This window comes from Candidatus Methylopumilus rimovensis (assembly GCF_006364615.1).
Lineage (GTDB): Bacteria > Pseudomonadota > Gammaproteobacteria > Burkholderiales > Methylophilaceae > Methylopumilus > Methylopumilus rimovensis.
Genome location: NZ_CP040986.1, coordinates 464,891 through 488,798, shown reverse-complemented (window position 1 = coordinate 488,798; position 23,908 = coordinate 464,891). Strand labels below are relative to the sequence as shown.

General features: G+C 39.4%; 18 protein-coding genes. 4 read left to right on the top strand and 14 right to left on the bottom strand.

Annotated elements, in window-relative coordinates:
• Positions 1-97: 97 nt before the first annotated feature.
• A complete protein-coding gene (locus FIT61_RS02510) occupies positions 98-1,777 on the top strand; it encodes a DEAD/DEAH box helicase (protein ID WP_139883012.1) in 1,680 nt (559 codons plus the stop codon).
• 5 nt (positions 1,778-1,782) lie between these two features.
• On the opposite strand, the gene FIT61_RS02505 is transcribed toward FIT61_RS02510, so the two are convergent.
• The 4 genes from FIT61_RS02505 to FIT61_RS02490 form a co-directional block, all read right to left on the bottom strand.
• Entirely contained in the window at positions 1,783-2,193 is a 411-nt protein-coding gene (locus FIT61_RS02505; RefSeq protein WP_139883010.1) for a group II truncated hemoglobin, read from the bottom strand.
• A gap of 8 nt (positions 2,194-2,201) precedes the next feature.
• Positions 2,202-3,398 carry a formate-dependent phosphoribosylglycinamide formyltransferase gene (gene purT / locus FIT61_RS02500; RefSeq protein WP_139883008.1) on the bottom strand — a complete coding sequence of 399 codons (1,197 nt, stop codon included), beginning with the start codon at positions 3,396-3,398 and terminating at the stop codon, positions 2,202-2,204.
• 224 nt (positions 3,399-3,622) lie between these two features.
• Positions 3,623-4,264, bottom strand: coding sequence for a response regulator (locus FIT61_RS02495; protein ID WP_139883006.1), 642 nt, complete (start codon positions 4,262-4,264; stop codon positions 3,623-3,625).
• Positions 4,265-5,626, bottom strand: coding sequence for an ATP-binding protein (locus tag FIT61_RS02490; RefSeq protein ID WP_139883004.1), 1,362 nt, complete (start codon positions 5,624-5,626; stop codon positions 4,265-4,267). It lies immediately after the preceding gene.
• A 142-nt stretch (positions 5,627-5,768) separates the two neighbouring features.
• On the opposite strand from FIT61_RS02490, the gene FIT61_RS02485 reads away from it, so the two are divergent.
• Positions 5,769-6,185, top strand: coding sequence for a zinc ribbon domain-containing protein (locus FIT61_RS02485; protein ID WP_139883002.1), 417 nt, complete (start codon positions 5,769-5,771; stop codon positions 6,183-6,185).
• A gap of 57 nt (positions 6,186-6,242) precedes the next feature.
• Here FIT61_RS02485 and FIT61_RS02480 read toward each other — a convergent pair whose 3' ends face one another.
• The 4 genes from FIT61_RS02480 to dnaE all read right to left on the bottom strand — a co-directional run bounded on the left by FIT61_RS02480 (position 6,243) and on the right by dnaE (position 14,783).
• Entirely contained in the window at positions 6,243-8,747 is a 2,505-nt protein-coding gene (locus tag FIT61_RS02480) for a TonB-dependent receptor (protein ID WP_139883001.1), read from the bottom strand.
• A 207-nt stretch (positions 8,748-8,954) separates the two neighbouring features.
• A complete protein-coding gene (gene tilS, locus FIT61_RS02475) occupies positions 8,955-10,220 on the bottom strand; it encodes a tRNA lysidine(34) synthetase TilS (protein WP_187351823.1) in 1,266 nt (421 codons plus the stop codon).
• Between the two features lie 106 nt (positions 10,221-10,326).
• Entirely contained in the window at positions 10,327-11,295 is a 969-nt protein-coding gene (locus FIT61_RS02470; RefSeq protein ID WP_139882997.1) for an acetyl-CoA carboxylase carboxyltransferase subunit alpha, read from the bottom strand.
• Positions 11,296-11,321: 26 nt separating this feature from the next.
• Positions 11,322-14,783, bottom strand: a complete 3,462-nt coding sequence (gene dnaE / locus FIT61_RS02465; protein WP_139882996.1) for a DNA polymerase III subunit alpha — start codon at positions 14,781-14,783, stop codon at positions 11,322-11,324.
• Positions 14,784-14,908: 125 nt separating this feature from the next.
• Here dnaE and tpx point away from each other — a divergent pair, with 125 nt between their 5' ends.
• Positions 14,909-15,409 carry a thiol peroxidase gene (gene tpx, locus FIT61_RS02460; protein WP_139883924.1) on the top strand — a complete coding sequence of 167 codons (501 nt, stop codon included), beginning with the start codon at positions 14,909-14,911 and terminating at the stop codon, positions 15,407-15,409.
• Here tpx and FIT61_RS02455 read toward each other — a convergent pair.
• The 5 genes from FIT61_RS02455 to FIT61_RS02435 are packed head-to-tail and all read right to left on the bottom strand — an operon-like array spanning position 15,406 to position 22,409.
• On the bottom strand, positions 15,406-16,557 hold the full coding sequence (locus tag FIT61_RS02455; RefSeq protein ID WP_139882994.1) for a THUMP domain-containing class I SAM-dependent RNA methyltransferase: 1,152 nt from the start codon (positions 16,555-16,557) through the stop codon (positions 15,406-15,408). The genes tpx and FIT61_RS02455 overlap by 4 nt on opposite strands.
• Positions 16,558-16,578: 21 nt before the next feature.
• A complete protein-coding gene (locus FIT61_RS02450) occupies positions 16,579-17,376 on the bottom strand; it encodes a polyamine aminopropyltransferase (protein ID WP_139882993.1) in 798 nt (265 codons plus the stop codon).
• Positions 17,373-21,134, bottom strand: coding sequence for an ATP-dependent RNA helicase HrpA (gene hrpA, locus FIT61_RS02445; protein ID WP_222845047.1), 3,762 nt, complete (start codon positions 21,132-21,134; stop codon positions 17,373-17,375). The genes FIT61_RS02450 and hrpA overlap by 4 nt, the downstream gene beginning before the upstream one ends.
• 10 nt (positions 21,135-21,144) lie before the next feature.
• Positions 21,145-21,573, bottom strand: a complete 429-nt coding sequence (locus FIT61_RS02440) for a hypothetical protein (protein ID WP_244925211.1) — start codon at positions 21,571-21,573, stop codon at positions 21,145-21,147.
• A 14-nt stretch (positions 21,574-21,587) separates the two neighbouring features.
• The gene (locus tag FIT61_RS02435; RefSeq protein WP_139873255.1) at positions 21,588-22,409 is read right to left on the bottom strand and encodes a class I SAM-dependent methyltransferase; all 822 of its coding nucleotides are present in this window, start codon (positions 22,407-22,409) and stop codon (positions 21,588-21,590) included.
• Between the two features lie 74 nt (positions 22,410-22,483).
• Here FIT61_RS02435 and ylqF point away from each other — a divergent pair, with 74 nt between their 5' ends.
• Positions 22,484-23,380 (top strand): ribosome biogenesis GTPase YlqF, encoded by an 897-nt coding sequence (ylqF, locus tag FIT61_RS02430; protein WP_139882991.1) that lies wholly within the window; start codon positions 22,484-22,486, stop codon positions 23,378-23,380.
• Here ylqF and FIT61_RS02425 read toward each other — a convergent pair.
• Positions 23,363-23,845, bottom strand: a complete 483-nt coding sequence (locus FIT61_RS02425; protein WP_139882990.1) for a ribonuclease H-like YkuK family protein — start codon at positions 23,843-23,845, stop codon at positions 23,363-23,365. The two genes, ylqF and FIT61_RS02425, sit on opposite strands and share 18 nt — an antisense overlap.
• Positions 23,846-23,908: the final 63 nt, after the last annotated feature.

The window sequence follows — 23,908 nt, the reverse complement described above, 5'->3', positions numbered from 1 at the left end:
ACATCAAGTAACACAGCCAGCGTTTAAATCTAGTGATTGGAAGTTTTGAATTTTTTAAAAGATTAAATGCACCTAACCCTTTTTAAGGAGTACGACATTGTCTTTTGATTCATTAAAGCTCGACCCACAGATCCTGCGCGCGTTACATAGTGTAGGTTATAAAACCCCCACCCCTATTCAAGAAAAAGCTATTCCTGTGATCTTAGAAGGTCATGATTTAATGGCCTCCGCTCAAACAGGCACCGGTAAAACAGCGGCATTTATTTTGCCAGCCTTAAATTTATTAGCGACACCCCATCCGATCAAAGAACGTGGTCCGCGTATTTTAGTCTTAACCCCTACACGAGAATTAGCAGCACAAGTCAATGAAGCGGCGCGTAAGTACGGTACATTTATTAAAGCTAAAACCACCAGTATCGTAGGTGGCATGCCTTACCCATTACAGAATAAATTATTATCTCAACCTTTGGATATTTTAATCGCAACCCCTGGTCGGCTTCTAGATCACATGGAACGTGGTCGTATTAATTTGTCACGTTTACAAATGCTCATTTTAGATGAAGCGGATCGTATGCTTGATATGGGCTTTATTCCTGATGTGAAAAAAATCTGTGCTGCTATTAATACAAAACATCAAACCTTATTATTCTCAGCAACCTTAGATGGTCAAATTAGTAAGATCGCTAAAGATCTTTTACACAATCCTAAAACGATTGAGATCTCACACTCTAAAGATAAGCACGAAAATATTACGCAACATATGTATTTCGTCGATAACTTAAATCATAAAAATAAACTCCTTGAACATTTACTGATTCAGCCCGGTGTGAAACAAACGATTATTTTTACCTCCACCAAACGTCATGCCGATTTATTAGCCGATGAACTTTATAACGCAGGTCATAAGACAGGGGCACTTCATGGGGACATGACACAAGGTGCTAGAAACCGAACGCTCACTAAATTTAGACATAACGATATTAGTGTGCTTGTTGCAACTGATGTTGCAGCGCGCGGTATTGATGTCGATGGCATCACACACGTCATCAATTATGATCTTCCAAAGTTTGCTGAAGACTATGTCCATCGTATTGGTCGAACAGGTAGAGCCAAAAAAGAAGGTGTTGCGATTTCATTTGTAGCACCCATGGATGGCAAAGCATTACGTGATATTGAAAAATATACAGGTCACAAAATTGAAGCGAGAACGATGGCAGGTTTTGAACCGAAACTACAATCGCGCGATCAATTAGGTGAAGAAAGAAAATCTAAATCGCGTGGTGGTAAAAGAAATTCCAATGATAGAAAGTCTTTTGGTGACAGAAAACCTTTTGGTGAAAAAAAATCATTTAATGACAGAAAACCAAGTGAACGCAAATCATTTGGGGATAAGAAATCATTCGGTGATAAAAAATCATTTGGGGATCGATCATCAATGAGCGATAAAAAACCTTTTAAAAAAGAATTTGGATCAAGTGACTCACCAAGACGTGATTTCGAACCTCGTACCCCTCGAAGTCCTTTTGAGAAAAAGGCTGTAGAAAAAAGATTGTTTGGAAAAACGTCGGATAAAAAACCGAGCTTTAGTCGATCAGATGCCGACAAAAAAACATTTGGTGAAAAAAAATCATTCGGTGACAGAAAAACCACTGATCGAAAACCAGCGACTAAACGTGAATCAGCGCCTAAAACCTTTACTAAAAAACCATCGACGATTAGAACGTTTAGGGCATCGGACTCAAAACCAGATACTGCAAAACGTAAAGCACGCGTTTAAAATAATTACTGATTTCGCATGAAGTCAGCGATAGGATAAAGCGCATTCAAAAGCGCTTTGATCTTTGCTTCCTCCATCTTTAAGTGAAGCATGCCCTTTGTCATACAATAGATCCATTGATCACGTTCTTCTTCCCCTATTTTAAAAGGTAGATGACGACGTCTTAAAAAGGGATGTCCATAACGTTCAATATAAAGTTGTGGTCCACCTGTCCAGCCTGTCAAAAACATAAAAAGTTTTTCGCGAGAAGAAGTTAAATCTTTTGGATGCATCAAGCGAATGGTTTTCGCATTCTCATCCGAATCCATCACATCATAAAAAGCCTCAACGATGTCTCGGATTTGATTTGTCGCTTCAGGCTCACCCCCTAATAAATCATAAAGGGATTGAGGGGTTGATGCTGTAGCTTCAGACATAAAAAAAATTAAACAGAAGTTTTAACGAGGGATGAAACTTTTTGGGCTCTGTTTCTGGCTTCACTCACATTGTCAGCTGAAGCTAATGCGACACCCATGCGACGACGTTTAAATGAAGTCGGTTTTCCAAAAAGTCTTACATCAGATTCTGGCACACTTAGGGCTTTGTCGATATTTTCAAAAGAAATCGCATCTGCATCATGATGGCCATAAATGACCGCACTTGCAGAAGGTCTAGTTAAGGTTGTATTCACAGGTAAACCTAAAATCGCTCGTGCATGAAGTTCAAATTCATTTTGACGTTGGCTTGCCATGGTGACCATGCCGGTATCATGTGGACGTGGGCTTACTTCTGAAAACCATACTTCATCATGTTTCACAAAAAGCTCCACACCAAATAAACCTAATCCACCTAACGCATCGGTAATTTTTTTAGCGATGTCATGCGCTTTTTTTAATGCCACTTCATGCATCGGTTGTGGTTGCCAACTCTCGACATAATCACCCTCCACTTGCTTATGCCCGATAGGCTCACAGAAATATGTTTCAATGTCACCCTTTTCGTTTTTGGCTCTCACTGTGAGTAAGGTAATTTCATAATCAAAATCAATTTGGCCTTCGACAATGACCACACCTTTATTCACGCGTCCAGCGGAAGCTGCATAATCCCATGCATCTTTCACTTTTGATGCATCTATAATGCGAGATTGTCCTTTACCCGAGGATGACATGGTAGGCTTCACAAAGCATGGATAACCAATACCACTGTCAATGGCTTGTTGTAACTCCTCTAAACTTTTAGCAAATGCAAAAGGAGAGGTCGGAAGTTTTAATTGGTTAGCCGCTAGATCACGAATGCCTTCACGATTCATGGTGAGCTGAACCGCTTTAACGGTAGGAATCACAATTGAATCCCCACGCTTTTCAATCTGCGCTAATACTTCGGTATTGATTGCTTCAATTTCAGGGACGATGTAATGTGGTTTTTCTGATTGAACAAGATTAAGTAGTGCTTCACTATTCGTCATATCAATGACGTGGGATCTATGAGCGACTTGATGGCCTGGCGCGTTCTCATATCGATCGACTGCAATGACTTCCACACCTAAACGTTGCAAAGCAATAATCACTTCTTTACCGAGTTCACCGCTGCCAAGAAGCATGACACGTGTGGCATTTGGCGATAAAGGGGTTCCAATTTTCATAGGTAAAATCATATCATGAGGAAAGGTGCTTAATTTGTCTTAAACCATAAAAAAAGGGATTCAAAAATGAATCCCTTTAAAAAACCCTTTACTCGTGGAGTCGAGTGCAGTCTCGTTATAAACTTTTATGGCAAAGTATTAAGACAAGAGCAGTTTAACTTCTTCTATAAAATGGTGCCTGATCTTAACTCCCAAAATTGTTTGAGAATTCTTCCCGAAAAAACCTAATTTTTAATGACACCTGCCTTAATCGCATAACGGATGAGTTCAACCGGTGTATTAATATTGAGTTTTTGTTTAATCATGGTCTGGTAATTAGATACTGTCTTAGAGCTAATATTAAGTGTGGTTGCGATCGCATCAATCTCAAGCCCTTCGGCTAATAATCTAAAAATTTCAAATTCACGCGCTGAGAGTTCATGAATAGGATCTTGTTCACCTGATATCGATTGCATGGCCATCTTTTTGGCAATCTCGTCACTTAAAAACACTTCTCCTCTTGATACTGTTTGAATGGATTTCACCAAGTCGTCACCTAAAGTATTTTTAATAAGATAACCCTTTGCCCCTAATTTCAATGCCTGATTAGCAAATGATAAATCCTCATGCATGGTGAGTACCAAAATCCGAGCGCGCTCATGACGCATCAAAATCCTTCTTATCGCTTCTAAACCACCCATACCCGGCATTGATAAATCCATCACCATTACATCCGGCTTTAATTCGCCGAACATGTGGTAAGCCTTCTCCCCACTTTCAGCTTCCCCTATCACATCAAATAAGGCTTCTTGCTCGAGAAGACGTCTCACCCCTGCTCGAACCACTGCGTGATCATCCACTAAAACAATGGTGACTTTTTTACTCATTTATTTTTGGATTCTTTTTAATGGGAGTTGAATATGAAGCGAAACACCTTGATTCACTTCGCTCACAATTTTAATGTTGCCGCTCACTTCATGAATACGCTCACGCATGCCAGATAAGCCAAAGCCGTCACGATGGGATTTAGAGAGTCCGATACCATCATCTTTCACATGAATGTCTATCATTTTGGAAGCACCATTTTTTTTAATCAATTCAATTTCAATCGCTACATGTTTAGCTTTGGCATGCCTTGAAATATTCGTTAAACACTCTTGAATAATCCGATAAGTAGTAATGGAAATGATTTCATTCGTTTTAGGTAAGCCTTTTAAATTGACTTGATATTGAAGATTTATTTTAGGATGTCTTAATTTCCAGGTATCTATTAAATCGATCAAACCTTCTTCCAAACCTAATTCATTTAATACACCCAGCTTTAAACGATTAAGCATGCCACCCACAAGATTCATCAGATGTTTTGATAAGTCTGATATCGCATGCGCTGATGGCTTAATCTTTGGGTATTCTTTATGCGCGAGTGTTTTTAACACAGCCGCATCTGCATGAATCGCCGTTAAAGATTGTCCGAATTCATCATGAAGATCTCGCGCTAAACTTTTTTTCTCTTCTTCTTGGACACGGATGAGCTTTTGTGTGAGCCGGTGATTTTGTTCAATGCTAAGCCTTAACGTTTTCACCATATGATTAAATTTAGAACTAATCGCGGATAATTCAGACGTTTTTAAATAGGGCATTTTGACTTTTAGGTTTCCCAATTCAAGTTCAGTTAAAGCTTTCAAAATAAATTCAACAGGACTTAAAGCTCTGAATACAATCCATGCCACCAAAATATTCGTCAAGATAAAAAAGGCGCCCGCCAAATAAAAAATACCTGTTAATTGATTCCAGATCTCCCCAAACTCATAACTGGGGTCAGGCGTAATAATAATCGCACCCTTTGCTTGGCCTAATATTTCAACAGGTAGGCGCTTCGGCTCCCAGGGATCTGAAATAAGTCCCATAAAATTCACAAACCAAGATGGTGCTTGATCCATCGTCTGTATGCGTGATTCTGAGATATTACTCTCCACCAATTTACCCTCTAAATTATAAAACTCAATCTTGAGGTGTCGCATATGTACCAAGCTCTGCAAATTAAGCGGCTTATACTCACTCTCAATCGAGTAATACTTAGGGTTATTTAACACACCAATTTCAAATAAATAAAGGGTGAGTTTTTCAGAAGATGCCACCTCTGCCCGCACATTTTTTTTGGCTGTATCAATCGCTAAAATTGATCCGAGTACCAATATCAGAAGCAATACCGCGTTGATAATTAAAATAAGGCGAAGCTTTAAGCTCAAAGGTGATTCCTTCTCATTTCAGTGTCTATTGTGTCGTACATTTTATAAAAGCATATCAGGAAAACTTCCCAAATTATTTAAGGATGAATTCATGGATTCTTTTAGGAAAGGCAATTTAGGATAGCTTCTTTAGAATTTTGAAATGAAATCAACCATGATTTGTTATGAATGCGGGCATCACATTAAAAGAGATTTGGCTAAGTTCTGTGATCACTGCGGATCAAGCTTAGAAATGAAGCTTAAAAAAACTTCCACACAAAAAGAAGTTGTGATAAAGATGGAAGACGAAATCGATCAGGCAGCGAACCTATTCTTGCTTTGGAATAGTGCGATTGCCGCGGCGTTTGTTTTTTATATCATTCACGTGATGACAGATGGTTACCTCTACTTATTTCTTTTAGTGCTATTTATGTTAGTTGTATCTTGGATACTACTCTTAACAAAACTCCATGATCTGGCTTCAAGATATCGTCAATCTAAGAAACAATTCATACTCATGAATTTTGGATTGCCCATCATTGGCACCTTCTATTCATTCATCAAACTTACACAAAAATAAATAGGCTGACAAATAAAAAAGGGAGCTTATCGCTCCCTTTTTTATTCCTCATTGCTATTAGTTAGCTTCTGGTGCGCCACCAAATTCGTAGCGGAAACCAATCCATGCGGCACGCGGAGCGCCTGGTAATAAACCTCGCACGTTCGTTTCAGCGCCATACTCGCCTGCTGGGTTAAACATCGTCTCAGCTAAACGACCTGCTACATTGTACTTCTGATCGAAGATGTTAATCGCTTTTGCGAAAGCACTCCAGCCCTTACCAATGTTATATTGTGAGTCTAGATTCACAACGACATAACCACTGATTTTGCCTGATCCGCATGCAAAGCCTCCATCTTCTGGCCCACCTTCAGTTGACGGTTGGCCACATGCGTTTCGTACACCAGTCTCTCCAGCATTATTAGCTTGATGTCGATTATTCTCGTTACCCCAAATATATTGCTGAGTAAACCCAATTACATTAGTGCCTACAGACCAATCAGGTGTGACTTGATATTGAGCTCTAAGTTTTAATTGATGCTTTGGAATACTCGGTAAGTAATCACCTTTTTTCACTGAAATAACGCCATCATCATCGCTACTTGAGTTTTGAGGGGCTAAAAGATCTAAATCGCCATCATATGTAGCTTTGATAAAGCTGTAACTCGTATTCCATCTCAATTTGTCTTGCTGTCCTGCCAATCCTATATCAAAACCCTGACGTTGTGTTCTTCCAACGTTAGCAAAATAGCCGTGATTTCTCAGATCTGCCCTAACGAACTGAATGTCGTCATGATTTACCGTATGGTAAACGGACGCATTCCACTTAATTGAATCATTCAAATAGCCTCTTGCACCGAAGTCATAGGTTTTAGCAACCACTTGCTTTAATGGTGGGTCATCCGCCATTGCCGCTGGGAGTAAACATGGACGCGCTGGATTAGAACAGCCTAACTCAATCGAAGTAGGCGCTCTACTTGATTCAGAATACGAACCAAAGATCGCACTTTTATCACTCGGCGTGAAGGTCAAACCAACTGTTGGATTAAGCCTTGCATAAGTTGCATCTGCAGTCAGTGAGCCATTGTCAGCAGTCGGAACTGGGTTAAGCTGATCGCGGTTGTTAATTCTTGTGTAGTTATATCGCATACCAGCGTTGACATGCCACTGTTGATTGATTGACAAGGTATCTGTTGCAAAGATACTGTAAGTTTGTTGTTTGCTCTTAAGATAAGTACTTTCATAGGGGCCGTATACACCATTACCTGCTGTACTGAAAGCTCTATTAGAATCAAAAATTTCTGTATCTGAGGATGCACGATATTGAGTTACAGCGTTATCAAGCTCTACTATTTCATTTGTACCGCCTCGTGTCTGAAGAATTTCTGACTCATCATACAAATTCACTAGACGATTTTGATTAAAGCGTATTTTTGAATAGTCATAGCCTACGCCCGCAATAAACTGATTCTTTTTACCCAAGAGGTCTTGATTGAAAGCGGCTTGAAGCGTAAAACCTAAATTATCCTGTTTAGTTTTGGTGCGATTCATCACAGAGCCCAACATCTCAACATCGTCAGCCTTGTTAGCATTGCTCGCATAGTTTGTACCCAAAAAGAGATTTTGATCGGCAATACCACCTTCGTAAAGATCGCCATTTCTGGTATGACGGTTCGATTTTCTGTAATACGTGTGACCGGAAAGCATCACGTCATTATTGACCCAATGGGAGCCATTCAGTGCTAAGTGATGATAGTAGTTATTCGTCCAATCTGGGCTTGTATGGATTTGATCACGGTCACCTGATAAAAGGAATTCAGGTGTAAATCCGTTACCGACTAACTTATTGTTTGTACCGATATAGCTTAAATCAAGTTTAGTTTTTTCGCTTTGCCAGCCTGTTTTAGCAAAGGTTTGATTTAAGTGGCTTGGAGAAAATTGACGCCAACCATCTTCTCTCGTGGTTTGATGACCAATGAAATAATCCACGGATCCATCTTTAGAGACACCACCATATTGCGCTAAATAACGTTGACGATCCCAAGAGCCTGCTTCAAATTCTACGGACGCACCTTTTGCATCGCGACCACTTTTCGTTTGCATGGCGATCGCACCACCAAGGGTATTTAAACCATAGAGTGGATTTGAACCAGGGACTAATTGCATGCCACCAATGGCAAAGTTAGGAATCTTGTCCCAAAGTGTCACGTCACCAAAAGGTTCATTCACACGCACGCCATCGATATAAGTGGAGATACCTTGTGGCATACCAAGGAGTGGTGATGCAGAAAATCCACGGAAGGTGATTTCAGGCTGCCATGGATTACCGCCCATTTCAGTCGTCGTCACACTTTGCATATTATTATTCATGTAATCCGCTAAGCTCACCCCAACCTGTTCATTGATCGCCTTAGGTGTCGCCATTTGAATGTTGGCCGGAATCATATTAAGTGGCAAGCCAATCGAATGAAGCGGTGTTGCGCTATACACATTGATGGTGTTTGTCGTGAGTTTGTCAGCAGCATTAAGGGGTGCTGAGCTAGCGAGGGCTAAAGCCACGATTCCAGATAATTTTAGTTTCATGAAATTTATTTCCGTACGTATTGAAGATGATGTGACTTTAGTGAGGTTTTGAAAGAAATTCAATATCTGAAGCGCTTAAAATGCATAGGAAAACTTCCCGAAGAAAGACCTCCCCTATTTCAGTTAAAAAAAATTAAATAAATCAATAAGTTAGTAGGTTAAAAAAGCGCCCATAGCAGAATCATTTTGTAGCCTAAAAACAACACATCATTTACTTGGTATGAATTTGATTTCTAAACCCATTTCTTGGGGTTTGACTTGATATTTTACGTCCATGCCATAATGAGGAATAAAAGCCAAATCATCGCCCACAAAAATCAAAGGTAAATTTTCTCTCTCCCAAGGCGGTAAATTTGATTCCTGTAAAAGCTGTTTAATTTTTTTAGTGGGTCTTTTAGCATCCGGTTTAAAAAATTCTCCACCTTGTCGATTTCTAATTTTTAAAGTTTGTTCGTTTAAAAATTTTATATTGATACCTCGACCTTTCACTTTTTTAAATGTTAATTGGTGACCATTGGGCAAAATCATTTTTGATTCACCCCGCCAAATCATTTCATAATTTTTTTGATTTTTTTGATTTTTTGGAACGATAAAAATCTCATCTTGATAGCGACGAATTTGATTATCTTTTGAGAGTTGAATTTTTAAATCCGCATCTTTTTTGGCCGTTAAAACCTGTCTTAAAAGTTCATCTAAAAGGTCTTTTGTGGGCATCAATTGATCATTTAATGCTAGCCAATAACGTAAGACATTTTTAGCGCGATAAGGAGACAATTGAATTAAAGTTTTTACTTGAAGTTTATGTTTATATTTTATTGATTTTAAATGACTTTTTAAATCTATTTTAGCTAAATCATCGAGTAGATGTTGTGCTTCTGCTAAATGCGATGAAGACCTAGAAATCACTTTAATAATATGATGAAACCTATTCTTTAATATAGGTAAAACTTTTAATCGAATGAAGTTTCGATCAAAATCAATATTTTGATTACTTTCATCCTCAACCCACTTTAATTTGTGTTGTTTGGCATAACTTTCAATGTCACTTTTTGAGGCATTAAGAAGTGGTCGCCAGAGGTGTCTGTCTTCATCAAAATGTGCCATGGATGACAAACCTTTCACCCCTGCCCCACGGATTAATTGCAGTAAAAAAGTCTCCGCTTGGTCGTCTTCGTGATGCGCTAAAACGACACAATCTGTTTTCGCTTGAAGGAGTTTTTCATAGCGAAGTCGCCTTGCCTCACCCTCAATACCGAGTGACTTTTTTTTCGGTAATTGGATATAGTGAACCTCTAGGTCGATAGACCATTTTCTACATAATGCTTCACAAAATTTGACCCATTGATCTGCGTCTTCACTTAACCCATGATGGACATGCGAGGCTTTTAAGGTAAAACGATATTTCTTTTGCAGTTGATGTACAAGATGTAAAAGGACGACTGAATCAACACCGCCACTTAAAGCGACCGTCATCGATTTTATCTTCTTAGGTGATTGATTGAATGCTAAAAAAGCCTTCTCAACTAAATAAAGTAGGGATGGCTGTTTAGTCTTTTTTGAACTGGGGGCTTTAACGTTTTTACTTAGCGGTTTCTTTAAACTTGCCATAGCTAAGTAGACGTTCGTGTCTTACATCAAGGAGTTGTTTGAGTGATTTCTTTTGAAGTTTAGTTAAGTGTTCTTTTAAGGATTTTCTGACAATTTCCATGAGTTGATTGGGATTACGATGTGCACCGCCTAAAGGCTCATTGAGAATGGTATCCACCAAGCCTAACTCTTTTAAGCGGGTGGCTGTAATCCCTAATGTTTCTGCCGCAGTGGATGCCTTATCCGCACTCTTCCATAAAATAGAAGCGCAACCTTCAGGCGAAATGACGGAGTACGTTGCAAATTGAAGCATGATCAGTTGATCCACGACACCTAATGCGAGTGCCCCTCCTGAACCACCTTCACCAATCACAATACCGATGATAGGCACTTTAAGTTCTGCCATGACATATAAGTTACGTGCAATCGCTTCTGATTGGCCGCGCTCTTCGGCATTAATCCCTGGATATGCACCTGGGGTATCAATGAAAGTGACGACGGGTACATTGAATTTTTCAGCTAATCGATAAAGACGTAAGGCTTTACGATAGCCCTCAGGCTTTGGCATACCAAAATTACGGAATTGTCTTTCTTTAACGTCGCGCCCTTTTTGATGACCAATCACCATCACAGGGATCCCCTCAAATGAGGCTAAGCCCCCCACAATCGCTGGGTCATCGGCAAAAGCGCGATCACCATGCAACTCTTCAAAGTCTGTGAAAAGTTTCTCAATATAATCAAGGGTATAGGGTCTTTGTGGGTGACGTGATACTTGGGAAATTTGCCAAGCGTTTAAGTTATCATAGATCTCATGAAGTAACTTTTCAGTCTTAGATGCTAGCTGCGTTAACTCTTTTGAAATATCAAGATTCTTATTCTTGTTGTGCGTCTCTTTAAGCTTCTCGGTTTGAGCCTCGAGTTCTGAGATCGGCTTTTCAAAATCTAAATAACTAATTTTCATGGATCAAAACTTTTAAAATCTGGGCATTAATTATAAAGGATTTTTACGTTTTCTTCGCTCAACCATTGGGTTAAACCGTCTATCAATTCATCATGTAAATCCACCTGCCAATCTTGACCTAAGATGAGTTCCACATGACCCTTTTCGTTATGGTAGTCAATTTTAACGCGGCAGCGTTTGAGGTTATTTTGAGATGCCCCACAATAAGGCTTTAAGATGTCTCTTAATTTAAGCGCGTCCGATTGTCCGTTACATGAAATCTTTAAGTGATGCGCGAATTGGTTTCTCGCAGTCGCTAAATCAAAAAGTTTTCGGGCAGTGACACGAATACCACCAGTGAAATCATCGTGGCTCACCCGTCCTTCCACGATTAAAAGTTGATCTTCTTGAACCAATCTTTGTGATTGGGTGAGAAGTTCATTACCCACCACAACATCCACTCGAGAAATCGCATCATCTAAGGTGACAATCGCCATCTTGCCGCGAGCTGTCATACGGATACGAATCGCTACAATGACGCCTGCTATTAAATAAGGTTGTTCTTGCGGCTTTAATTCTTTGATCTGGGTTTTGATAAAAGGTCTGACGCGCTTTTCTAAGAAGGTAAATGGATGGCCACTAAAATAGAATCCAAGGGCTGCTTTTTCTTCTTGTAATTTTTGTTGGGGCGTCCATGGTTCTACTTTGACCATGTCAATACTTTGTGTTTGCTCGTCACTGAATAAACTATTTTGTCCCACATTGGCTTTTCCTTGCTCGGCGGCTGTGATCGCTAAATTCACACTCGCGAGTAACGATGCCCGATTAGGCTCTAACACGTCAAATGCGCCACCACGGATGAGAGATTCCACCACGCGACGATTCACTTTTCTTAAATCAAGCCTCGCACAAAAATCAAAAAGATTTTTGAAAGGGCCTAATTTTTCACGAGACGCTAGAATAAGTTCGATCGCAGCTAACCCTGTGCCCTTAATGGCGCCTAATCCATATAAAACTTCCTGGGTATTAATCGGAATAAATTCAAAACCACTTTGATTAATATCGGGCGCTAATAATGCCACACCATTCGGTTTGCAATCCTCAAAAAAGATTTGAATGTTATCCGTGTTATTCATATCAGCCGACATCGAAGCGGCTAAGAAAGCTGCAGGGTAATGTGTTTTTAAATACGCAGTTTGGTACGCCACCATCGCGTAAGCTGCTGCGTGTGATTTATTAAATCCATAACCTGCAAATTTTTCTAATAAATCAAAAAGTTCACGCGCTTGTCTTTCGTTCAGTCCATTTTTTAACGAGCCTGCCACAAAACCTTCGCGCTGCGCATCCATTTCCTCTTGTTTCTTTTTACCCATCGCACGTCGTAATAAATCTGCAGCACCCAATGAATAACCTGCAACCGTTTGCGCAATCTGCATCACCTGCTCTTGATAAACAGCGATACCGTAAGTTTCTTTTAAAATAGATTCAGTCGATGGATGGGGATACACAATCCGTTGTTGTCCATGTTTACGTTTGCAGAAATCTGGAATCAAATCCATAGGGCCTGGACGATAAAGCGCCACGAGCGCCACAATATCTTCAAAGCAATCCGGCTTCGCTTGCTTTAACATGTCTTTCATACCGCGAGATTCAAGTTGGAAGACAGCGGTGGTATTCGCATTTTTTAAAAGTTGGAAGACCGTTTTATCATCGAGTGGTAAGTGATTTAAATCGAGCGGTGGTAATTGTTCATTCGCACGTAATACATTCGCGTTCTTTAATGCCATGGCTAGAATAGTGAGTGTACGTAATCCTAAAAAGTCGAACTTCACTAAACCTAAAGCCTCAATATCATCCTTGTCAAATTGACTGACTAAACTATCCCCATTCGCCTGGCAATAAATGGGTGTGAAGTTTGAAATTTTTCCTGGGGCGATTAACACACCCCCTGCATGCATACCTACATTTCGAACAATACCTTCGAGTCTTAATGCAAGATCAAAGAGCTCTTTGACTTCCTCTTCTTTGTTATAGCGATCCTGAAGTTGCGGTTCTTTTTCTAAGGCATCTTGAAGCGTGATGCCTAATTCCATCGGGATCAATTTTGCGATGCCATCGACAAAATTAAATGGAAGATCAAGTACACGACCCACATCACGAATCACCGCGCGGGCTGCCATCGTACCGAAGGTCACAATTTGTGAGACTGAACCGGCACCATATTTTTGTTTGACGTAATCAATCACGCGATCTCGGCCCTCTTGGCAGAAGTCGATATCAAAGTCAGGCATCGAGACACGATCAGGATTTAAAAACCGCTCAAAAAGAAGTTGATATTGAATGGGATCAAGATCGGTAATCCCTAAACTAAAAGCAACTAACGATCCCGCACCGGATCCTCGACCAGGGCCCACAGGCACATGATTATTTTTAGCCCAGTTAATAAAGTCAGCCACAATTAAGAAATACCCTGCAAAACCCATTTGATTGATGATAGACGTTTCAAAAAGTATACGTGCCTCATACGCTTCTCTTACTTCATTTCGTTTTGATTCATCTGGAAAAAGTTCTTTTAAACGAACCTCTGATCCTTTTTTAGATTCTGAAATTAAAAAGTCTTCGAGCTTTTCTTGATTAGGGGTGGGGAAATCAGGTAAATAATTTTTACCTAAAGTAAATTCAAAGTTACAACGTTTTGCAATCTCGACCGAATTTTGAAGCGCTTCTGGAATATCAGCAAACAAAGCTGCCATTTCATTTTCATTTTTAAAATACTGTTCATGTGAAAATAATTTAGGTCGACGGTGGTCCGCCATGATGTAACCTTCAGCGATACACGTTCTCGCTTCATGCGCACGGTAATCATCGGAATCCATAAATTGAATCGGTTGGGTCGCGACTACAGGAATTTCTAAACTTTGGGCTAGATTTAAAGATTGATTGATAAAACGTGCTTCATTTTTTTTATCATCCCCTTCGGCGATGCGCTGAATTTCGATATAGAAACGATTTTTAAAGTGGGTTGCCCAATCCTTCATGGCATGTATGGCCATATCCATATGTTCTTGAAGGATCGCTTGACCCACATCACCCATGAGACCGCCTGAGAGAATGATGAGACCCTCGTTCTTTTCAAGTAACCAAGATTTTTTAATTTCGGCTCGACCGCGATATTGATTTTCTAAATAAGCGCGTGTGAGCATTTCAGAGAGTGCAAGATAGCCTTTATCATTTTGACAGAGTACTAATATGCGATAAGGCTGATCACGATTGATTTCATTTTCAATCCAAAGGTCTGCGCCCAAAATAGGCTTAATCCCTTTTTCGCGGGCCTTCTTATAAAATTTCACCAAACCAAAAACATTATTTAAATCCGTGAGCGCTAACGCCGGCATGTTTTCTTCAAATGCTTTTTCCACATAATCATCAATGCGCACAATGCCATCGGTGATGGAGTATTCGCTATGACACCTTAAATGAATAAATGAGACGGGATGAGCTTCTGACATGACTCTATTTTAAAGGATGAATGACTTAAAAATTGAAGCTCAACCACAAAAAAAATGCTTGATCTACCCATAAAAAAATAACTGATGTATATTGTCAACTATTACTCAATTTTTAAGGAATGTACATCATGGCAGTCACACTCAAAGGGGGTCCGGTCAACATAGGTGGTCAATTTTTAAGCAAAGGACAAAAAGCACCTGAGTTTAATCTTGCAGATAAAACACGTGCCGATGTGGGCTTAGCTCATTTTGCAGGCAAACGTAAAGTGCTGAATATTTTCCCAAGTGTGGATACACCGACATGTGCGACTTCTGTCAGAAAATTTAATGAAGCGGCAGCTAAACTCAATAACACGGTCGTGTTATGTATCTCAGCGGATCTTCCTTTTGCGCAAAATCGTTTTTGCGGTGCTGAAAAAATTGAGAACGTACAAACGCTTTCTACATTCCGTAATACGAAAAAATTTGCGACTGATTTTGGTGTGTCCATTGAAGACACAAGCTTAGCGGGTTTAACATCGCGCGCTGTCATCGTGCTCGATGAAAATAATGTGGTACTTCATAGCGAACTCGTATCAGAAATCACCGAAGAACCTAATTACGAAGCTGCCTTAAATGCACTTTAGTTTTTTGGTTTTCGGTTGCTACCTGCCACCATTTTAATTTCAAATAAGCGACACTCTAATGCCCCGTTAAATAACGGGGTTTTTTTTGAGGGTTTCAATCGCATGTCTTTCGGCATCTCAAGATCAGCGGTTAAAAAATAAGTATCCCAGCCGCCGAAGGATTCTTTCATGTGCTTCGCCCAAACAGGATAGACTTCTTTTAAATCTTCATCTTCGCCTATACGTTGACCGTATGGTGGATTTGTCACAAGCACCCCTTCAGATCGAGGGGGTTCTAGTTTAATAAAATCACTTTGCATCACTTTCGCCACTTCTTCTAAACCTGCTACTTTTAAATTATGACGTGCAACCCTGACCGCTCTTAAATCCATATCGGATCCGTAGATTTCTAAAAATTCAATCGGCTTCATTTTAGCAATAGCTTCTGTTTCAATTTTTTTCCAAAGTGTTTCATCGAATGATTTGAGATGTTGAAAACCAAAGTGACGTTTCAATCCAGGCGGCTGGTTCACTGCGATCATGGCAGCTTCAATTAAAAAAGTACCGCTGCCACACATCGGATCTAAAAAGGGTGTGCCTGGTTTCCAACCGGATAGCATAATAATCCCTGCTGCTAAATTTTCTCGTAACGGGGCGATCACACTCACATCGCGAAAACCTCTTTGATAAAGGGGAGCTCCTGAAGTATCTAAATAAAGTTGATATTGATTTTGTGTGAGATAAGCATGAATACGAATATCAGGATCTCTGACACTGACGGATGGTCTTAGGGCGCCCTCTTCCCGAAAACGATCACATACCGCATCTTTAATACGAAGAGTGACAAAGTCTAAACTTTTTAAAGGGCACTTGACCCCAGTCACTTTGACGCGAATGGTTTGGTTCACTTTAAACCATGAAGGCCAATGAAGTTTAAACGTGGCTTTATAAATATCTTCTTCAGACGTATATATACCTTGACCTACACGAGATAAAACGCGTGTGGCTATTCGCGAATGCAAATTAACACGATACATAGTCTCTAAGCTACCTTCAAAAGAAACGCCACCATCGGTTGCTATGATTTTATCGGCTTGATTGTGTGAGAGTTCATCGACCAATAAAGCTTCCAAACCTCTGGGGCACGTTGCGAAAAATTGATAATTCAAATCTTTATACCTTTTAAAAAATTAACGATCAAATTGAAGCGTATGCGATGGCTGATGATTATGAAGCATAAGCTGATTAAAGAATGCCAAAAATTCAAGTCCGTATGTTTTCTCAAGTGATTTCGCTTTTACTCTTAAAGTCTTCACATCGAGTTCACGCGGTAAATCATGAAATCCTAATACGATTTGGTTACCCGGTTTGCCTGTGGGAATGACTAAGATAAGATCATCAAAGACACGACGCATGCGGTCAATGTAAAGATCATAATGGGGATCACTCGCCCATATATTCATCACGAAGATACCGTGGGCTCGCAAGGTTGATTTACATACATCAAAAAATGAAAGGCTTCTAAAGTTTCTAGGGATACCTTCAGGATCAAAAGCGTCAATCATCAATATATCTGTCGACTGCGGATGCTCTTTCATATAAGGAATCCCGTCGCCATGAATCACTTTGAGTGACTTATCATTAGGTGGCAGATGAAACATTTGATGCGCGACACTGATCACTTTTCTATGAATCTCCACCACAGTCGATTTCATGTCAGGTAAAAAACGATGAATAAATTTAGGGATCGATGCCCCACCTAAACCAATTAATAAAATCTTCTTTGGACGAGGATGGAAAAGTAAAAACATCATCATGGCCCTTGTATAAGTGAGCTCTAAATGAAAAGGTTTTTTTAAGCGCATCGAACTTTGAATCGCGTGAGATGCAAAGTGAAGTGAGCGAATACCTTCAGATTCACTGACATCAATACTGATGTCATCATCCGTCACTTCTTCAAAGAATATTTTTTTAAATAAATCTCTCATGCGTAATAAGGAATATCGTCCAATGCTTTTTCTAATCGTTTAAGGGACACAGGGTATGCCGTTTTTAAATCCTGCGCAAATAATGACACGTGAAGCTCTTCAATTTGCCATTGAAAATCTTTCAAGGCTTTAGGTGGCGTCATTTTTTTAGAGGTATAAGGCTTTAATCTCGCATCGAGCAATTGATGAATGCGGTCAATGTCTTTTTGTAATAATGCATCTTTGTCCACTCTTGAAGCATATTTTTCAATACGAATCATCAGCGCTTTTAAATAGCGTGGTAAATGAGAAAACACATGGGAGGGAGTCGTTAAAATAAATTCATTATGTATTAAAAAATGCATACGATTAATAAAAATGGATTCTGATCTTTTTTGTATCGGGGTAAGTTTATTTAGTAGCTCTTTTAACTGATGATAATATGACGCACTTAAATGAATGGTATCTAACATAGCCTTCATGGTTTGCGGCAAAACATGTTTCATGTTTTTTACAAGCGATAAAAAATCGCTCGCATGTCGAGGCATAACCTCCTCATGGCTTAAGGCCGAATCTAAAACCATTTCAATCACATCACTTCTTAACTCATCAGGCTCAATCATATCTCTTAGATAAAGCTGTGCTTCTTTCAGCTGATTTAATTCTTTTTCAAGTTGCTTGAGTTGTGGCTTTAATTCATAACTTAATAATCTCAACACCCCTTGACGATGTGATTGCTTCATCTCTTCTTCTGATACAAAGACACGAATCGATACCGACTCATCATCATCCGATAACCCTACAAAACCTTTGTAATCCTTTTGATGCGCATTTAAATCGATCGTGTTCGGTAACGCATCAAAATCCCACCTTTTTAAATTGAATCGCTCGATAGTATTCGTTTTCTCATTCTTTTTAACATGCACCTGAGGCTTCACTGAATTTTTTAGAAGATTTAAATCACGCCCTTGAATGATGATCTCATTTTTTTGATTTATGACTTCAATGTTCATAAAACAATGACGAGGTAGACTTTCAATGTCATCTTGATCGATCATGTACGGCTCTTTCGTTTTTTTTAGAATAAAATCACTGATCGATTGAAATAAATGATGATACGTTTTGTATTGCGTTAGGAATTCTGTCACGCTATCCGCAAGTGGCAAAAGTTGTGTACGAATATTTTTAGGTAGTGACTTAAAAATACAATTCAATTTTTCACGAATCATGCCAGGTACTAACCACTGCAATCTATTTAAGTCTAATTGATGAAAATCAATTTCAGAAATCATAGCTGTCACGCCGTCGTCCATATGGCCTGGCTCAAAACGATATTTGAGTGGGATCATGACGCCATCCAAATCTAAAGTTTCAGGGTATTGAACTTCTGTAATCTCATTCGCATCCCTTTTCATAAGGAGTGCTTTTGTGAGGAATAAAGCCTTAGGCTCTTTGACCTCAATCTCGCGACGCCAATCCTCAAAACCATCACCATTGATAATCCCTTGCGGAATTTTTGTATCATAAAACTGAAAGAGATCTTCTTCATTGACTAATACATCAAGACGTCTTGCTTTATGTTCTAGAAGCTCAACCTCACTGATTAAATCTTGGTTATGTTTCCAAAATAATCCTTTTGAGACATAGCCGCCTTGGACTAAACCTTGTCTAATGAATATCTCGCGCGCAATTTCAGGATTGATGGGGCCAAAGTGCACATTCCTTTTAGGCACAATCGTGAGCCCATAAAGCGAAATTCTTTCGTGGGCATTCACACGCGCTAATTTAGTGTCCCAATAAGGATCGGTATGATGATGTTCTACTAAATGGTGACTTAAGGATTCAATCCATGTCACATCAATTTCGGCTGCTGTTCTCGCATATAGTTTTGTGGTATCGACAAGATCTGCTGCCATGACCCATTTGGATTTTCTTCTTTTAATATTAGACCCAGGCGATAAGTGAAAATGAATATTTCTAGCACCCAAATAAGAATCGTCTTCGAGTGCTTTTGTGCCGATATTACCTAAAAGGCCAGATAATATAGAGCGATGAATCTGCATATAATTGGCTGGCATCTCATTTATTTTAAAATGCATCTCTGATAGGAGATCACGAATTTGTTCATAGAGATCTCGCCACTCACGCATCCTTAAGTAAGATAAGAAATGGGCATGGCACAATTTTCTTAATTGATTTTGTGAAGTCTTCTTCTGAATTGCTTCATCAAAAAATGTCCAGAGTTTTAAGTAAGAAATAAAATCAGATTTTTCATCAAAGAATCTAACTTGCGCCGCTTCGCTTTCAGCTTTTTTATCCAAAGGTCGCTCCCTTGGATCTTGAATACTTAAAGCACTCACAATAATAAGAAGTTCAGACAATGCATTTTCTTTTTTAGCCTGAAGAAGCATGCGACCTAATCTGGGATCCATCGGGAGCTTCGCTAAATCTCGACCGATCGTCGTTAATTCATAGTGGTCATTCACAGCACCTAATTCTTGCAATAACAAATAACCATCCTGAATAAATCGGCGACTAGGCGGTTGTATAAAAGGGAACTGTGATACATCGCCTAAATGAAGTGATGCCATTTTTAAAATGACAGAGGCTAATGATGATCGATAAATTTCAGGGTCTAAGAATAAAGGTCTCGCATTAAAATCCTCTTCGGAATAAAGTCTCACGCAAATACCATCCGATACACGTCCGCATCGACCACTTCGCTGCTTGGCTGACGCTTGAGAAATCTTCTCAATCTGCAATTGTTCCACTTTGTTTCTGGTGCTATAGCGATTCACTCTCGCAATACCAGGATCGATCACATATTTAATACCAGGCACCGTGAGGGATGTCTCAGCGACATTCGTTGACAAAATAATACGTCGGCCGTTCGAACCTCTAAATATTTTTTGTTGTTCATCATGAGAGAGTCTTGCAAAAAGAGGGAGTACTTCATAATGCGGTGGTAATTTAGCTTTCAAGAAATCAGACACATCTCTAATTTCTCTCTCACCGGGTAAAAAAATTAGTGTATCGCCACCTACTTTTGAAAAATCTTTCACGACATCAAGAATGGCCTCTTCAATTTTTTCTTCTTGATCATCTTCATCTTTGACTTCCAAAGGTCGATAACGAATTTCAACAGGATATGTGCGCCCTGATACTTCAATAATAGGTGCGTCATTAAAGTGTTTTGAAAAACTCTCCACATCAATCGTGGCACTGGTAATAATAATTTTTAAATCTCGCCGTCTAAAGGTGAGTTGCTTTAAATAGCCTAAAAGAAAATCAATATTAAGACTCCGCTCATGCGCCTCATCAATAATAATGGTGTCGTATTGTTTTAGATCAGGATCGGTTTGTGTCTCTGCCAAGAGAACACCATCGGTCATGACTTTAATGAGTGTTTGTGGAGACACTTTATCTGCAAATCGAATCTTAAAACCTACCGCATCACCTAAGGGTACTTTAAGTTCTAATGCAATACGAGAGGCCACCGATCTTGCAGCGATACGTCTTGGTTGTGTATGCCCAATGAGGCCTTTAATACCACGGCCCAGCTTCAAGCATATCTTAGGGAGTTGTGTGGTTTTACCTGAACCTGTTTCACCACAGAGAATCACAACCTGATGTTTTAGAATCGCCTCATGAATCTCTTTGATTCTTTGTGAAACGGGAAGTACTTCTGGAAACTCTATGGATGACAGGCTCTCGAATCGAGCCTGTCTTGATGCTTCTATCGCTAAATTTTTATCTTGCTTATTTGATGTTACATTCACAATTTAAAAATTACTGCTTCACGCAATCTTCAAATCCTGAATTGCCACCTTTGAATTGTGGTTCATAATAAAACTTATGAAACTGCCATTGGCCTTTTGCATTTTTTGTAAACTGCGCAATGCCTGTACCAAAATCATGCGTCGATTGATTTTCTAATGCAAAATATATCGCAGCATTTAACCCATTCGCTGCCATATGGCCTGGATACTTACCAAAACCAGGTACCTCAAGTAGAAAATCATAGCTGCCATACTGAGCCTGGCTATGTTCTTTTTTTAATTTTATGGTCACTTTGCCTTTGTATGAACCTTCGTGCGTATCACTGCCAGTACATTGATAAACACCTGTAAAATCGGGTCCTGAAAATGCCGGGTTTTTGCCTGCAGCAAATCCTAATGATGAGATAATCAAAAAAATAAAACTTACTATAAAACGCATACAGCTCTCCTTTATTAAATGATGGGTAAAAATCTAGACTTCAAAGATTCTAGATGACATGTTGCTAAAATTTCTTCTAACCGATCCAATGCAATTTTTTTAGGTTGATGGATATTTTCAGCCAAGATGAGCTCATTTTTCATGGAATGTTCCCAACCGACTAGCTCAGTGACCGTCACTTTATAACCCATACCTTCCAACAATAAGCATCTTAATACATTAGTGAGATGACTTCCAAACTCTCTCGTATGAATGGGATGTCGCCATAATTCGGATAATGTATATTTTAATTGATCTGATTTTTCTGATCGCAACGTTTTTGATACTTCTGCTTGGCAACAGGGAATGAGCACCATATATTGTGCTTCTTTTTTAAGTCCAAAATAAATAGCGTCATCGGTGGCCGTGTCACATGCATGAAGTGCTGTGACTATGTCTACCTTATTGGGAAGGCTCGAATCTTCTAATGAATTTTTTATATCGGATGCAAAAAAATGCATACGATCAAATTTTAAAGTTTTTGCTAATGCAAGCGCTTTCTCAATCAACTCAGATCGATGCTCGATGGCATAAAGCTCGCCACCTTTTTCTTTTAAAAAAAGATCATACAAAATAAAGCCTAAATAAGACTTCCCGGCGCCATGATCCACTAAAGTAAAGTGAGGATTCATCGCTAGTGCTTTTTCTAAATAAGGCTCGATCAATTGGTAGAGATGATAAACCTGTTTTAATTTCCGCCTTGAATCCTGATTCATTCGCCCATCGCGCGTCAGAATATGAAGCGCTTTAAGCAGCTCAATGGATTGTTGGGGTTTGATGTCTTTTAAATCTTCCATAACTTCATCAGTTTAACGTATGCGTGAAGACTTATGACAGAGTAAAATGATGCTGATTAAATGAAAGATCAATCATGAGTATTCAGTGGTTCCCAGGACACATGGTGGCAGCGCAAAAAAAAGCGGCCGAAACCATGGAATTTACCGATGTGGTCATCGAAGTATTAGATGCCAGAATCCCTGGTGCGTCTCAAAACCCCATGATTAAAGAGCTTGGTGCTGCGCGCCAACGTGCTCATCTTAAGATACTCAATAAATCTGACTTAGCGGATCCAAAGATTACCGAGCAATGGATTCAATATTTCAATAAGATGCCGCATACAAAAGCGATGGCGATCTCATGCAAAAAAGTGAATGAGCCCAAAAAAATTCTTAACATTTGTAAAACATTGGCACCCCACCGAGGCGATCCAATTAAACCCCTTCGTATGATGATTATGGGTGTGCCTAACGTTGGGAAATCAACCCTCATGAACGCAATTCTGAATCGTCGCATTGCGAAAGTCGGTGATGAGCCCGCCATCACTAAACAACAGCAACGTCATCAAATCAATGATCACATGATTTTGGTCGATACCCCGGGCATGATGTGGCCCAAAATTCGCCATCCCTCGGATGGTGATTTATTAGCTGCCAATAACAATATAGGTAAGAATGCCTATTACGAAGAAGAGGTCGCTGAAAAATTAGGCCACATCATTCTCGAAGCCTATCCAGCATTGATTAAAACGCGCTACAAACTCGAAGATTTAAAAATGGATGCTATTCAACTTTTAGAATGGATCGCCAAGAAAAAAGGGTTCCCCCTTAAAAATCATGGTGCAGATTTAGAAAGAGCCGCCTCGACTTTATTGAATGATTATCGGCAAGGTTTATTAGGTCGTATGAGTTTAGAAACACCTGCATCCAGAATGCTCATGATGAGTCGCCAGACATTGCCTCAAGAAGAAGCGCTAGACAGCGACCTTTAAGCTTTCAAGCGTTTTAAATTTTCCTGCAGCATAAGAGGCTGCAAATGCATTCGGTTTGACCATGGGAATGACATTACATGTGCCACGAATATAACCAATGGCCTCATTGATCACACAATTAGATCCAAACATCTCATCTGGATTAATATCGAGATGAACTTCAACAGTTCTTTCTTCTAATATATCTGCTAATTTAAGGTACAAGTCCGATACCTTATACACCTCGTTCATTAAACGATAGCGCGGTTTATTTTGTTTTTGATCATAGTCCCTCTCTCGAACTACCTCACCAAAAATTTTGCATCCATTATTTCCATTGATATGAACCACAATAGCCATCACATAATCTGCATACCAATCTTTTCCAATTCTAATTCTTTCAGAATCGCAGCCAATATAAATTTTTGACGCTATGGTTTGCGCCTCAATAAAATTTCGCACTTCTTCTAAATTTATTTTTTTCATGATTTATTCAGTTCTATGTAAGAGATGACTTATCCATATTTGGTTCTATATATATGTTCATGT